The sequence below is a fragment of the Pseudomonas sp. P5_109 genome, from assembly GCF_034009455.1.
GTDB lineage: Bacteria > Pseudomonadota > Gammaproteobacteria > Pseudomonadales > Pseudomonadaceae > Aquipseudomonas.
In genome coordinates this window covers 5486091-5500056 of the sequence record NZ_CP125380.1, presented here as the reverse complement: position 1 = coordinate 5500056, position 13966 = coordinate 5486091, and the positions used below count along the sequence as shown (strand labels likewise).

Annotated in this window: 6 protein-coding genes, 2 tRNA genes and 2 rRNA genes; 6 read left to right on the top strand and 4 right to left on the bottom strand. The window is 56.2% G+C overall.

The window, feature by feature from the left end:
• Window positions 1-45 precede the first annotated feature (45 nt).
• From QMK54_RS24330 to QMK54_RS24320, 3 genes are all read right to left on the bottom strand, one after another.
• Window positions 46-297 carry an XRE family transcriptional regulator gene (locus tag QMK54_RS24330; protein ID WP_080925349.1) on the bottom strand — a complete coding sequence of 84 codons (252 nt, stop codon included), beginning with the start codon at window positions 295-297 and terminating at the stop codon, window positions 46-48.
• A gap of 10 nt (window positions 298-307) precedes the next feature.
• Window positions 308-625 (bottom strand): helix-turn-helix transcriptional regulator, encoded by a 318-nt coding sequence (locus QMK54_RS24325; protein ID WP_007998876.1) that lies wholly within the window; start codon window positions 623-625, stop codon window positions 308-310.
• 121 nt (window positions 626-746) lie between these two features.
• Window positions 747-1712 (bottom strand): hypothetical protein, encoded by a 966-nt coding sequence (locus tag QMK54_RS24320; RefSeq protein ID WP_110662631.1) that lies wholly within the window; start codon window positions 1710-1712, stop codon window positions 747-749.
• A gap of 115 nt (window positions 1713-1827) precedes the next feature.
• On the opposite strand from QMK54_RS24320, the gene QMK54_RS24315 reads away from it, so the two are divergent.
• Window positions 1828-3609, top strand: coding sequence for a SulP family inorganic anion transporter (locus QMK54_RS24315; protein ID WP_223589416.1), 1782 nt, complete (start codon window positions 1828-1830; stop codon window positions 3607-3609).
• 53 nt (window positions 3610-3662) lie between these two features.
• Entirely contained in the window at window positions 3663-7166 is a 3504-nt protein-coding gene (locus QMK54_RS24310; RefSeq protein ID WP_223589418.1) for an alkaline phosphatase family protein, read from the top strand.
• A gap of 306 nt (window positions 7167-7472) precedes the next feature.
• On the opposite strand, the gene QMK54_RS24305 is transcribed toward QMK54_RS24310, so the two are convergent.
• Window positions 7473-8186 carry an HNH endonuclease gene (locus QMK54_RS24305; protein ID WP_223589420.1) on the bottom strand — a complete coding sequence of 238 codons (714 nt, stop codon included), beginning with the start codon at window positions 8184-8186 and terminating at the stop codon, window positions 7473-7475.
• Between the two features lie 715 nt (window positions 8187-8901).
• On the opposite strand from QMK54_RS24305, the gene QMK54_RS24300 reads away from it, so the two are divergent.
• The 4 genes from QMK54_RS24300 to QMK54_RS24285 all read left to right on the top strand — a co-directional run bounded on the left by QMK54_RS24300 (window position 8902) and on the right by QMK54_RS24285 (window position 13851).
• Window positions 8902-10436: ribosomal RNA gene (locus QMK54_RS24300) — 16S ribosomal RNA — on the top strand.
• Between the two features lie 121 nt (window positions 10437-10557).
• A tRNA-Ile gene (locus QMK54_RS24295) sits at window positions 10558-10634 on the top strand.
• Window positions 10635-10644: 10 nt separating this feature from the next.
• Window positions 10645-10720 (top strand) — tRNA-Ala (locus tag QMK54_RS24290).
• A gap of 239 nt (window positions 10721-10959) precedes the next feature.
• A 23S ribosomal RNA gene (locus QMK54_RS24285) occupies window positions 10960-13851 on the top strand.
• Together the 16S and 23S rRNA genes with 2 tRNA genes alongside form the textbook arrangement of a ribosomal RNA operon.
• The last annotated feature ends 115 nt before the right edge of the window (window positions 13852-13966 follow it).

The window sequence follows — 13966 nt, the reverse complement described above, 5'->3', positions numbered from 1 at the left end:
GGTCTGCGGACCGGCTTAGGAGCTCAACTAAATCAGTTAGCCACGCTAGTTCTTTAACTGCTCAAGGAACCCCGAGATCTTTTCCACGCTCAGGTCGCGAAACTTCCCTCGAAGTATTTCGTTTAGTTCTTCGGCAGACAATCCGAGCTTCTGCGCAGCATCAGTCTTACTCAATCGACCGCTTTCCAGCAGAAGGCCGATCTTCATAACGCATTCAGATTTGGCCCGCATATCACCAGCATCGGGAATGCCCAGTGCCTGATAAACGCAGTTTTCGCCATCGTCGATTTCGTTCATCTGTTGATCCTCACTCCACCATCGCAAAATCCGCCCGTCCAACCGGGTTCGGCGTCGACCCCTTCACATTCATCCCCCGACCCGGCGCAAACCCCGGGAAGAACACCAACCCTTCCGATTCGAAGCGATAGGCCAACGCCAGGCGTGTGACATCCAGCACCTCCTGGCGCGCCTCGAAGCGTTGAATGGCATCCACCGAGACTCGGGACTCCCGCGACAGCTCTTCCACGCTCCAGCCCAGCATCGCTCGGGCCTGGGCGCAGTGGGCCGGGGTGAATTGAAAGAGGGCGATACGTTCCAGGGTGATTTTCATCGCTTGAGAGGCCATGGGTATTCTCCGGGCTCGAGAGTGTTGGTCAAAATCTACTGTGTTTTTGTACAGTTGTTTTGAGCCCGGATCAAATGCAATTTTTGAATAGTACTTTCAGGCAGACGGACGGTCCCCGTCGTTATTTAGCGTGCAACCCCGGCGCTTCCCGCACGATAAAGTGATCCAGATTCTCGATATTGGCGCTGAACACCCCGAACGTCTGCTCGGGGTTTTTCTTGCTCGGCACCTGCTTCAACTCGGGCGTCACCCCATAAAAGAAGCAATACAACTCCCGCCCGCTCTCGATGGCGTGCTTGATCTCCTCCAGGAACGCCTTGCGCTTGCGGTAGCTGTCGATCAGCTTCTTGCTCAGGTAGACATTGACCGAGTAAGGCTTTTTCTCGAACCAGACCTTCTTCTCGAAATCGATGCGAAAGCTCTGGGTGTAGTCCTTGATCTCCTTGACCTTGCCCCAGTAAATCAGCCCCTTGTTGTCCTGCAGATACTCGATCTTCTTGAAAAACGCGCCGTAAGGCGCGGTGTGCTCGCCAATCTTCAGCGGCACACGCTTGAGCAAGTCCTTGTCGTCGAAGTTCGAAACGAAGCATTCCACCGGGTGGGCAAAGACGCTGGTCTTGTCCGGGGCCGATTCCTTGCCCGGTTGCTCGACGTTGCTGGTCACCGACGACGTTGGCGACTCATCCCGCACCTCGTCCACCGCAACCTTCGGGCTGGGCGGTTTACGCACATACTCACGCCGAGTCAGTAACAATTCCGACGGGAAGTTTTCCTCGCGGCTGTCATCCGTTTCCGCCTCATCCACACCCGACCCCGGGGTCTTCAAGCTGACATAAGGGCAGCCCTCGACATGCCGTGTACTCGGCAGGTTCTTGAAGTGCGGCGTGCGCACGTAATTCACATTCTTGGCGTTGAACGTGCCCAGCTCATTGGTCGTATCGAATGCCAAGCGGCAGGCATCGTTGGGGCACTGGAAGTGTTCCCTGGCGGAGTCGAAATCCATCGTCTCGTCGAAATTCAGATCCCGAACGTCGTAGATCGACAACTTGTCGTTGAGGCCGAGGCAGTAGGCGAGGTCGAATTTCATGTCGGGTTCCAAGTCCTTTAGGTGAACAGCTTCCAGTGATGGCGCATTTGAAGCAATAGCTACACTGATCACTTCGATATCGCCGCGTCGGCATGGTCCAGCAAGTAGGACGTTTATGAGCCATTCAGATGCTTCGCCCCCGCTCCCGGAGCAGGGCCGGATAACCCGCCGGGACGAACAGACCGGTTGGCGCCGCTGGCTGCCGGGGCTGGGCGTGCTGCGCGAATACCAATGGGCGTGGTTGCGATACGACATTATGGCTGGCCTGGTGCTGACCACGATGCTGGTGCCCGTCGGTATCGCCTATGCGGTGGCATCGGGAGTACCCGGCATTTATGGCCTGTACGCGACGATCGTTCCGCTGCTGTTCTATGCCTTGTTCGGCCCCAGCCGGATTCTGGTGATGGGCCCGGATTCCTCTCTAGTGGCGGTCATACTTGCGGTCATCCTGTCACTCTCCGGCGGTGACCCGCAGCGTGCCGTCGCCCTGGCGGGGATGATGGCGATCGTCTCCGGAACGGTGTGTATCCTGGCCGGTATCGCGCGCCTGGGGTTTATTACCGAGCTGCTGTCCAAACCGATCCGCTACGGATACATGAACGGCATCGCACTGACCGTATTGATCAGCCAACTGCCTAAGCTGTTCGGTTTTTCGATTGAGTCCAACGGTCCGTTGAGAGACCTGTGGGCTATTACCTCAGCGGTGATGGAGGGAAAGGTCAACTGGACCACCTTCGTGGTGGGCGGGCTTACCCTGGCGGTGATTCTGCTGCTCAAAAGATGGCCGCGACTGCCGGGTATCCTGATCGCCGTGGTCGGCGCGACAGTCGCCGTGGGTATGCTCGACCTTGCGACACGCGCCGGTGTGAAGGTCCTGGGTTCGCTACCGCAAGGTTTGCCCGGGTTCGCGATCCCCTGGATCACCACCGCCGATATCGTCCCGGTGTTGATCGGCGGTTGCGCCGTCGCTCTGGTCTCGTTCGCCGACACCAGCGTGCTTTCCCGTGTCTATGCAGCGCGAACCCGAACCTACGTCAACCCGAACCAGGAAATGGTGGGGCTGGGTATCGCCAACCTGGCAACCGGATTTTTCCAGGGCTTCCCGATCAGCAGCAGTTCGTCACGTACGCCCGTGGCCGAAGCGGCCGGAGCCAAAACCCAGTTGACCGGCGTCGTCGGCGCACTGGCGGTGGCCTTGTTGCTGTTGGTGGCACCGGACCTGCTGCAACATTTACCGTCCAGCGCCCTGGCGGCGGTGGTGATCGCCTCGGCTATCGGCCTGATCGAAATTACCGACCTGCGCCGGATCTATCGCATCCAGCGCTGGGAATGCTGGCTGTCGATTGTCTGTACGGTCGGCGTGGCCGTGTTCGGCGCGATCGAAGGCATCGGCCTGGCCATCGTGATTGCGATCGTTGAATTCCTCTGGGATGCCTGGCGCCCGTACTCCGCGGTGCTGGGGCGTGCCGATGGGGTCAAGGGCTACCACGACATCAAACGCTACCCCGACGCGCGCCTGGTACCCGGGCTGGTCCTGTTTCGCTGGGATGCGCCCTTGTTTTTCGCCAACGCCGAGCTGTTCAGCGACCGCGTGCTGGACGCCGTGGCGGCATCGCCCACACCGGTGCGCTGGCTGGTGGTCGCCGCAGAACCGGTCACCAGCGTCGACGTGACCTCCGCCGACATGCTGGCCGAACTGGACGACACCCTGCACGCGGCAGGAATCGAGTTGTGCATTGCCGAGATGAAAGACCCGGTCAAGGACAAGCTCAAGCGGTTCGGCTTGTTTGCGCGGCTGGGGGAGACAGCGTTTTTCCCAACGATAGGGACGGCTGTGGACAGCTATGTGGCGAACTATCAGGTGGATGACAGGGAGCGGGAAGATGATGGGAACTGATTGCCGTGAAACCCGCGAGATCGAAACCGAGACTTCACATCAAGGAGCGCACCATGGCGAACAACTGGCCCGCAGGGATTGAGCACGTTGTCGTGTTGATGATGGAAAACCGTTCGTTCGACCATTTGTTGGGGGATTACACAAGCATCAACCCCGCGTGTAACGGTATCGACCGCAAGGCGCCCAGCACCAACCCGCTGAAGCTGGCCAATGGCAATTCGACGGTGATTACCCAAGCGTCAGAGTTCCCGGAAAACTACAGCCTGTGGGCACCACCGCCACCTCTACCTCCGGCGTTACCGCCGAGCAATAGTGAGGGATTCGACCTTGGCCACGAGTTCGACAACGTAGAGAAACAACTGGGCGTCTCGTTCAAGACCAGTCCGGCCATCCCCAAACTCGATGGTTTCGCCCAGGACGCCTACGAAAAAGCTCGCAAAGGCCTGACGGTGTACAAAACCTGGTCGCAATCCATGGCCCAACGGGCGATGAACTACATCCCGTTCGGCGCCACGCCAGCGGACGATACGCTGCCGGCAATCCAGGGGTTGGCGCGCAACTTCACCGTGTGCGATCGCTGGTTTTCCTCAGTGCCAGGCCCGACCTGGCCGAACCGTTTTTTTGCCATGCTCGGCAGTTGCAATGGTCATTTACTGATGCCCTCCACTGGCACGGTACTGGCCGGCATCAAAAGCCTGATCGCGCAGTTCGGCGGCGAGAGCATTTTTTCGCTGCTGCGCAACAACGGCCACGACGCGCGTATTTACTCCGACGGTGCCGTTCCGCTGGCGGCGCTGGTCAAGGGTGGTCTACAGCACCTGGGCATCGAGGACTTCAAGGCGGACGTCGCCGCTGACACACTCCCCGAACTGTCCTGGATCGAGCCAAGTTATGGCTTGCTTAACGGCAAGCTCGGGCCAAACGTGTCGCATCATCCACCTGAAGACCTGCGCTTTGGCGATCAGTTTGTCGGTGAGGTGTTCAACGCCTTGTCGGCCAAACCCGCTGTCTGGAACAAAACCCTGTTCGTGCTGCTGTACGACGAACATGGCGGTTTCCATGACCATGTGGTGCCACCGACTTGCGTGGCGACCGGTTCAACGGTCGATGTCGAGTGGAAGAACCCCTTCACCCGCCTCGGCGTTCGTGTGCCGGCGATCCTGGCTTCGCCGTGGCTCAAACCAGGCTTGATTCCCTGGACGGGTAACGTCCAGGCACAGCACTACGATCACACCAGCCTGCTGGCTTTTCTTTGCGATCATTTCAAATTGCCGCGCAGTGCCCTCGGCCCTCGGGTGATCGCGGCACAGCACTTTGGTAACGCGCCCATCTGGCGCGCTGCACCGAACGCAACGGCCGCGCCAAAGTTGGCGGCCACCGTGGTGCCGAGTCGAGTCGGGCTGCCATTGATCGAGTCCGAACTGGCGACCCAAAGTCGGCAAGTGGTGGACAGCGCCACCGGTTACCTCGACGGCCTCGACCCAGAGCAGATCTGGAGGAACAGCGCCCAATGGGTCAACGGATTTCTTGGCAACCGCAACCGTACATTGCCTGATCCCGGCCAGGACGCTCGCACGCCTGCCGCGCCCAGTGCAGACAGCCTGGAAGCGAAACTGCGGCGCTTGCAGGATTTGATGGTCACCGCCCAAGGTCAAACAGTGCCTGCGGTTACGGCGCCTGCCAGTAAAGCCTTGGTCGAGCCGGGATCGGATGTCGCGCCAGCACGGCTGCGTGTCCTGTGCCTGTCAGGTGTTGGATTCAGCCGGGCAATCGACGGGCGGGGGAGCATCGATGCGAACTGGCAGGAGCAATGGCGCACCTTGATCCGCACTCAACTGGCGCAGAACGGTCGCCTCATTGATGACCAGGACATCGACTTTCTGTCCTTCGACGACCAACTGGAAGGTGGGCCGGACTTCGCCCAGATCACCCGAGGCCTGGCGATGTTGAGCGCCGACGCCAGGGGCAAGGCCGACGAGAATTTCGGCAGCTGGGGCCTGCCAGTCAATCAAATGTTGCGCGTTACGGTGGGCGCCATTGTGCAGTGGATCGAAGACGCCGATTTACGTAGCCGACTGACCCAGCACCTGTTGGCGAAGATCGAGGCATTCGATCCACAGATCATCTTCGCCCAAGGGCTGGGCAGCTTGATCGGCTACGATGCGTTGCGCCGTTCGGTAGCGAAAAAAGGTTCGGCACTCAAGCGCATCGATGGCCGGGTGTTCGTCAGTTTCGGCTCGCCGATCGCGTTGCCGCTGGTGATGCGCGAAGTGTGGGGCGGGCGGGTCCTGCGCCTGAGCGAAAGTGGCCGAGGCATCCGCCGCTGGTTCCACCTCTACAACCCCAACGACGGCTTGCTGACCCGACCTGTCACCTCACCTGACTCGGCGCGGGTCGACCTGCAAACCGAATTCACTCTGCCACTGCGTGATGACCTGCTCGACCTCAATCACGCCGCCCAGGCCTACTTGTCGTCACCCACCAGCCAGACCGGCCTGTGGCCGCAACTGGCCCGCGATGTGGTGGTGGCGCGGGCGCTGGAGGTGCCGGCGTTCCTGTCCCGCAGCGGCCAGCGCAAACGTCGCGCCCTGGTGGTCGGCATCAACGACTATCCTGACCCAAGTGCACGCCTCGATGGCTGCATCAACGACACTTACCTGATCAGCCGCATGCTCCAGGAAAGCGGCTACGACGCTGGCGACATCCGTTTGCTGCACGACGCCCGGGCAACCCGGGCCAACTTCGTCGAGCGCCTCGAATGGCTGGTGGAAGGCGCACGCGCCGGGGACGAGCGAGTGCTGTTCTACTCCGGTCACGGTACCCAGTTGCCGGTCTACAGCAGCAGCGGCGAAGCCGATTGCATGGATGAAACCCTGGTACTCCACGACTTCGACTGGGACGACGGGAGCACCCACTTCACCGACAAACTGTTCCGCCAGTTCTATAGTCACCTGCCATTCGACCCGGACGGCCACGGCGCCAAACTCACCGTCATGTTCGACTGCTGCTACGCCGGCGGCATGACGCGCGGCAACGGCCGCGTGCGCGGCATCACGCCACCCAGCGACATCCGCCACCGCATGCTGCGCTGGGACCCCTACGCCGGTGACTGGGATCGCCGCGTCTACGCCGTCGACAGCGACCGCCGCGACTTCAGCGAACAAGACAACAAAACCCGCGGCCTCACCCGCACCCGCACCACCCAAGGCGCCGCCACCGGCCTGCGCCCCGAGAAAAAAGCCCAACTGCTGCGCCAAGGCAAACTCTACGGCCACCACGGCCCGTACATGCCCCTGATGCTTTACGCCGCGCGGGAAAACGAAAAGGCCAATGAGTATGAGGTGGGCTCCAACAGCTACGGCGCCTTCACCTACGCCCTGGTTGAGCAACTGCGCAAATTGCATCAGGAGAATGCGACGTTGGGGTTTGATCAGTTGATTGAGCGGGTGGGGAGTGTGTTGAGCGCCAGGTCGCTGGGGCAGACACCGGAGATTGTCGGACCGAATGGGGTGAGGGCGGCGGATTGTCCTTGGCGGATTAGTGGGTTGGGGAGGTGAGGTTTTAGCTTTGTTGCGGGCGAAGAAAAGGGTCGCAGGAAGATCCAGCGACCCTTATTAGCATCAAAACTCTAAAGCCTTTCTCTGATCTCTTGTGGGAGCGAGCCTGCTAGCGATTCCCAACATCAACACAGCAACCATGCCAGGCACCAACCTTGTGGCGAGGGGGCTTGCCCCCGTTGGGCTGCGAAGCGGCCCTTAATGCTGCAAGTCGGGAGTATCAGACAAACTGAGTCGCGCGGATTTACGACTCCTGTGCAGCCGAACGGGGGCAAGCCCCCTCGCCACAGGTTTTGTTCCGCTCGGTTATTCGGGTTTCAACCGTTTCACCTTTATATAAAGCGAAGCGGTGAACTCCTCCCGGTCACTCGAATGGTGACAACGACGATGGCAGTTCGGGCACAGCGCTACAGCATTGCTCGGACGATCTGAACCTTCCTGTGCCAAATGCTTAACGTGATGAACCTCAAGAAACGGCCTGCCCGACTTTTCAAATGGAGCAGGCTCGCCACACCCTTCGCACTTGCCTTCAGCCTGTTGGCGCACCCACGCTCTCACTTCCGGATCGCGAACATAAGACTTTCCGCTGGACTGAGTTTGCTCTGGTTTCTCAATCCCCTTCGGCTCATCTTTGATCGGCTTTCGCTCAAGCTTTGCAGCTCGCTGCTCCAGTGTGGCCTCGTCGGCTGTCGGGGCGAGGTCTTCGGGAGTTGCAGGACCTGGAGCATTGAGTGCGTCACGAATGCTCTTCGCAACATTGGCGCCGACATTCTTGGCGGGTTTGTATCCCTTGATAGGTTTTCGATCCAGTTCGACCATAACCGTAGAAATGTTCTGCATCCGAAACTCAACCGAACCTTTGGTCCGTCCGGCCAAAGCACCTTCGCGCAAGGTGCGATTTTCGTGAGCCTTGTTGATCGCCTGGCCGTTCTGCTCCCGCGCAAGCATGCTGAGATAGGCATCGACCGCAGCCTGAATCTCTAAGTCACTCCAATCGCTGTTGCTCTTTTCCGTATCCATACATTCGCCGAGGGTAGAAAACCCTTGGACGATACTGAGTGGCCACTACGACTGTCCACGAAAAATCCTACACAAAACAGAGACGAATCTCGCGGGCGATCCTACAAGTACATCATCTGATCCATCGAATGCTTCGACGACAGAAACACCCGCGCAACCTTCCGCCACCAAGGTTTAACCACGGGCATCCGCCGTTGCGTGTGATCAAGCAACAGGTAAGGCAGCATGGTTGGTTTTCCAGGAGGAGGGCATAGCGAGAGGGTGAAGACGTGGTCTGGCCTCTCTGCTGCCCTGATGCTTTGTACAGACGCTGGAAGTATTCACAGTGGCAACCTGGGCTCTTTAGTAAGGAAAAGAATTTTCAGGCGGGGGTTGACCATGCATTTTAATGCTGTACTATTCGCCTCCCGCTAACGAGCAGTTTGCTGCTGGTTACGGGGTAAGTGGTTGAAGTTACAAAGGAAACTTTGAAAGCTTCTGAAAAATACCACTTGACAGCAAATGAGGCTGCTGTAGAATGCGCGCCTCGGTTGAGATGAAAGATCTTAACCAGCCGCTCTTTAACAACTGAATCAAGCAATTCGTGTGGGTGCTTGTGGAGTCAGACTGCTAGTCAACAGATTATCAGCATCACAAGTTACTCCGCGAGAAATCAAAGATGTAACCAACGATTGCTGAGCCAAGTTTAGGGTTTTCTCAAAACCCAAAGATGTTTGAACTGAAGAGTTTGATCATGGCTCAGATTGAACGCTGGCGGCAGGCCTAACACATGCAAGTCGAGCGGATGACAGGAGCTTGCTCCTGAATTCAGCGGCGGACGGGTGAGTAATGCCTAGGAATCTGCCTGGTAGTGGGGGACAACGTTTCGAAAGGAACGCTAATACCGCATACGTCCTACGGGAGAAAGCAGGGGACCTTCGGGCCTTGCGCTATCAGATGAGCCTAGGTCGGATTAGCTAGTTGGTGAGGTAATGGCTCACCAAGGCGACGATCCGTAACTGGTCTGAGAGGATGATCAGTCACACTGGAACTGAGACACGGTCCAGACTCCTACGGGAGGCAGCAGTGGGGAATATTGGACAATGGGCGAAAGCCTGATCCAGCCATGCCGCGTGTGTGAAGAAGGTCTTCGGATTGTAAAGCACTTTAAGTTGGGAGGAAGGGCATTAACCTAATACGTTAGTGTTTTGACGTTACCGACAGAATAAGCACCGGCTAACTCTGTGCCAGCAGCCGCGGTAATACAGAGGGTGCAAGCGTTAATCGGAATTACTGGGCGTAAAGCGCGTAGGTGGTTTGTTAAGTTGGATGTGAAAGCCCCGGGCTCAACCTGGGAACTGCATTCAAAACTGACAAGCTAGAGTATGGTAGAGGGTGGTGGAATTTCCTGTGTAGCGGTGAAATGCGTAGATATAGGAAGGAACACCAGTGGCGAAGGCGACCACCTGGACTGATACTGACACTGAGGTGCGAAAGCGTGGGGAGCAAACAGGATTAGATACCCTGGTAGTCCACGCCGTAAACGATGTCAACTAGCCGTTGGGAGCCTTGAGCTCTTAGTGGCGCAGCTAACGCATTAAGTTGACCGCCTGGGGAGTACGGCCGCAAGGTTAAAACTCAAATGAATTGACGGGGGCCCGCACAAGCGGTGGAGCATGTGGTTTAATTCGAAGCAACGCGAAGAACCTTACCAGGCCTTGACATCCAATGAACTTTCCAGAGATGGATTGGTGCCTTCGGGAACATTGAGACAGGTGCTGCATGGCTGTCGTCAGCTCGTGTCGTGAGATGTTGGGTTAAGTCCCGTAACGAGCGCAACCCTTGTCCTTAGTTACCAGCACGTTATGGTGGGCACTCTAAGGAGACTGCCGGTGACAAACCGGAGGAAGGTGGGGATGACGTCAAGTCATCATGGCCCTTACGGCCTGGGCTACACACGTGCTACAATGGTCGGTACAGAGGGTTGCCAAGCCGCGAGGTGGAGCTAATCCCACAAAACCGATCGTAGTCCGGATCGCAGTCTGCAACTCGACTGCGTGAAGTCGGAATCGCTAGTAATCGCGAATCAGAATGTCGCGGTGAATACGTTCCCGGGCCTTGTACACACCGCCCGTCACACCATGGGAGTGGGTTGCACCAGAAGTAGCTAGTCTAACCTTCGGGAGGACGGTTACCACGGTGTGATTCATGACTGGGGTGAAGTCGTAACAAGGTAGCCGTAGGGGAACCTGCGGCTGGATCACCTCCTTAATCGACGACTCAGCTGCTCCATGAGCTCCCACACGAATTGCTTGATTCATTGAAGAAGACGATAGAAGCAGCTTTAAGCTCCAAGCTGATAGCTCACGCTAACAGTTACAAGCTCGAAATTGGGTCTGTAGCTCAGTTGGTTAGAGCGCACCCCTGATAAGGGTGAGGTCGGCAGTTCGAATCTGCCCAGACCCACCAATTTTGTTATGGGGCCATAGCTCAGCTGGGAGAGCGCCTGCCTTGCACGCAGGAGGTCAACGGTTCGATCCCGTTTGGCTCCACCATAAACTGCTTCGAAGTTTAAGAGTTTAGAAATGAATATTCGGTAATGAATATTGATTTCTAGTCTTTTGATTAGATCGTTCTTTAAAAATTTGGGTATGTGATAGAAAGATAGACTGAACGTTACTTTCACTGGTAACGGATCAGGCTAAGGTAAAATTTGTGAGTTCTCTTAGTTGAGAAATTCGAATTTTCGGCGAATGTCGTCTTCACAGTATAACCAGATTGCTTGGGGTTATATGGTCAAGTGAAGAAGCGCATACGGTGGATGCCTTGGCAGTCAGAGGCGATGAAAGACGTGGTAGCCTGCGAAAAGCTTCGGGGAGTCGGCAAACAGACTTTGATCCGGAGATGTCTGAATGGGGGAACCCAGCCATCATAAGATGGTTATCTTGTACTGAATACATAGGTGCAAGAGGCGAACCAGGGGAACTGAAACATCTAAGTACCCTGAGGAAAAGAAATCAACCGAGATTCCCTTAGTAGTGGCGAGCGAACGGGGACTAGCCCTTAAGTGGCTTTGAGATTAGCGGAACGCTCTGGAAAGTGCGGCCATAGTGGGTGATAGCCCTGTACGCGAAAATCTCTTAGTCATGAAATCGAGTAGGACGGAGCACGAGAAACTTTGTCTGAATATGGGGGGACCATCCTCCAAGGCTAAATACTACTGACTGACCGATAGTGAACTAGTACCGTGAGGGAAAGGCGAAAAGAACCCCGGAGAGGGGAGTGAAATAGATCCTGAAACCGTATGCGTACAAGCAGTGGGAGCCCACTTTGTTGGGTGACTGCGTACCTTTTGTATAATGGGTCAGCGACTTATTTTCAGTGGCGAGCTTAACCGAATAGGGGAGGCGTAGCGAAAGCGAGTCTTAATAGGGCGTCTAGTCGCTGGGAATAGACCCGAAACCGGGCGATCTATCCATGGGCAGGTTGAAGGTTAGGTAACACTGACTGGAGGACCGAACCGACTACCGTTGAAAAGTTAGCGGATGACCTGTGGATCGGAGTGAAAGGCTAATCAAGCTCGGAGATAGCTGGTTCTCCTCGAAAGCTATTTAGGTAGCGCCTCATGTATCACTGTAGGGGGTAGAGCACTGTTTCGGCTAGGGGGTCATCCCGACTTACCAAACCGATGCAAACTCCGAATACCTACAAGTGCCGAGCATGGGAGACACACGGCGGGTGCTAACGTCCGTCGTGAAAAGGGAAACAACCCAGACCGTCAGCTAAGGTCCCAAAGTTATGGTTAAGTGGGAAACGATGTGGGAAGGCTTAGACAGCTAGGAGGTTGGCTTAGAAGCAGCCACCCTTTAAAGAAAGCGTAATAGCTCACTAGTCGAGTCGGCCTGCGCGGAAGATGTAACGGGGCTCAAACCATACACCGAAGCTACGGGTATCACTTAGGTGATGCGGTAGAGGAGCGTTCTGTAAGCCTGTGAAGGTGAGTTGAGAAGCTTGCTGGAGGTATCAGAAGTGCGAATGCTGACATGAGTAACGACAATGGGTGTGAAAAACACCCACGCCGAAAGACCAAGGTTTCCTGCGCAACGTTAATCGACGCAGGGTTAGTCGGTCCCTAAGGCGAGGCTGAAAAGCGTAGTCGATGGAAAACAGGTTAATATTCCTGTACTTCTGGTTATTGCGATGGAGGGACGGAGAAGGCTAGGCCAGCTTGGCGTTGGTTGTCCAAGTTTAAGGTGGTAGGCTGAGATCTTAGGTAAATCCGGGATCTTAAGGCCGAGAGCTGATGACGAGTGTTCTTTTAGAACACGAAGTGGTTGATGCCATGCTTCCAAGAAAAGCTTCTAAGCTTCAGGTAACCAGGAACCGTACCCCAAACCGACACAGGTGGTTGGGTAGAGAATACCAAGGCGCTTGAGAGAACTCGGGTGAAGGAACTAGGCAAAATGGCACCGTAACTTCGGGAGAAGGTGCGCCGGTGAGGGTGAAGCATTTACTGCGTAAGCCCACGCCGGTCGAAGATACCAGGCCGCTGCGACTGTTTATTAAAAACACAGCACTCTGCAAACACGAAAGTGGACGTATAGGGTGTGACGCCTGCCCGGTGCCGGAAGGTTAATTGATGGGGTTAGCTAACGCGAAGCTCTTGATCGAAGCCCCGGTAAACGGCGGCCGTAACTATAACGGTCCTAAGGTAGCGAAATTCCTTGTCGGGTAAGTTCCGACCTGCACGAATGGCGTAACGATGGCGGCGCTGTCTCCACCCGAGACTCAGTGAAATTGAAATCGCTGTGAAGATGCAGTGTATCCGCGGCTAGACGGAAAGACCCCGTGAACCTTTACTATAGCTTTGCACTGGACTTTGAATTTGCTTGTGTAGGATAGGTGGGAGGCTTTGAAGCGTGGACGCCAGTTCGCGTGGAGCCAACCTTGAAATACCACCCTGGCAACTTTGAGGTTCTAACTCAGGTCCGTTATCCGGATCGAGGACAGTGTATGGTGGGTAGTTTGACTGGGGCGGTCTCCTCCTAAAGAGTAACGGAGGAGTACGAAGGTGCGCTCAGACCGGTCGGAAATCGGTCGTAGAGTATAAAGGCAAAAGCGCGCTTGACTGCGAGACAGACACGTCGAGCAGGTACGAAAGTAGGTCTTAGTGATCCGGTGGTTCTGTATGGAAGGGCCATCGCTCAACGGATAAAAGGTACTCCGGGGATAACAGGCTGATACCGCCCAAGAGTTCATATCGACGGCGGTGTTTGGCACCTCGATGTCGGCTCATCACATCCTGGGGCTGAAGCCGGTCCCAAGGGTATGGCTGTTCGCCATTTAAAGTGGTACGCGAGCTGGGTTTAGAACGTCGTGAGACAGTTCGGTCCCTATCTGCCGTGGACGTTTGAGATTTGAGAGGGGCTGCTCCTAGTACGAGAGGACCGGAGTGGACGAACCTCTGGTGTTCCGGTTGTCACGCCAGTGGCATTGCCGGGTAGCTATGTTCGGAAAAGATAACCGCTGAAAGCATCTAAGCGGGAAACTTGCCTCAAGATGAGATCTCACTGGGACCTTGAGTCCCCTGAAGGGCCGTCGAAGACTACGACGTTGATAGGTTGGGTGTGTAAGCGCTGTGAGGCGTTGAGCTAACCAATACTAATTGCCCGTGAGGCTTGACCATATAACACCCAAGCAATTTGACTACTCGAAAGAGCATCAGATTGCGGTGTGTGAAGACGAAAGAACCGAAAGTTCGAAATACTCACAAAACACCAAACTATCACATACCCAATTTT

Coding starts and splice junctions, on each gene's coding strand:
- QMK54_RS24330 (WP_080925349.1), bottom strand. CDS start 297: ATGAACGAAATCGACGATGGCGAAAACTGCGTTTATCAGGCACTGGGC.
- QMK54_RS24325 (WP_007998876.1), bottom strand. CDS start 625: ATGGCCTCTCAAGCGATGAAAATCACCCTGGAACGTATCGCCCTCTTT.
- QMK54_RS24320 (WP_110662631.1), bottom strand. CDS start 1,712: ATGAAATTCGACCTCGCCTACTGCCTCGGCCTCAACGACAAGTTGTCG.
- QMK54_RS24315 (WP_223589416.1), top strand. CDS start 1,828: ATGAGCCATTCAGATGCTTCGCCCCCGCTCCCGGAGCAGGGCCGGATA.
- QMK54_RS24310 (WP_223589418.1), top strand. CDS start 3,663: ATGGCGAACAACTGGCCCGCAGGGATTGAGCACGTTGTCGTGTTGATG.
- QMK54_RS24305 (WP_223589420.1), bottom strand. CDS start 8,186: ATGGATACGGAAAAGAGCAACAGCGATTGGAGTGACTTAGAGATTCAG.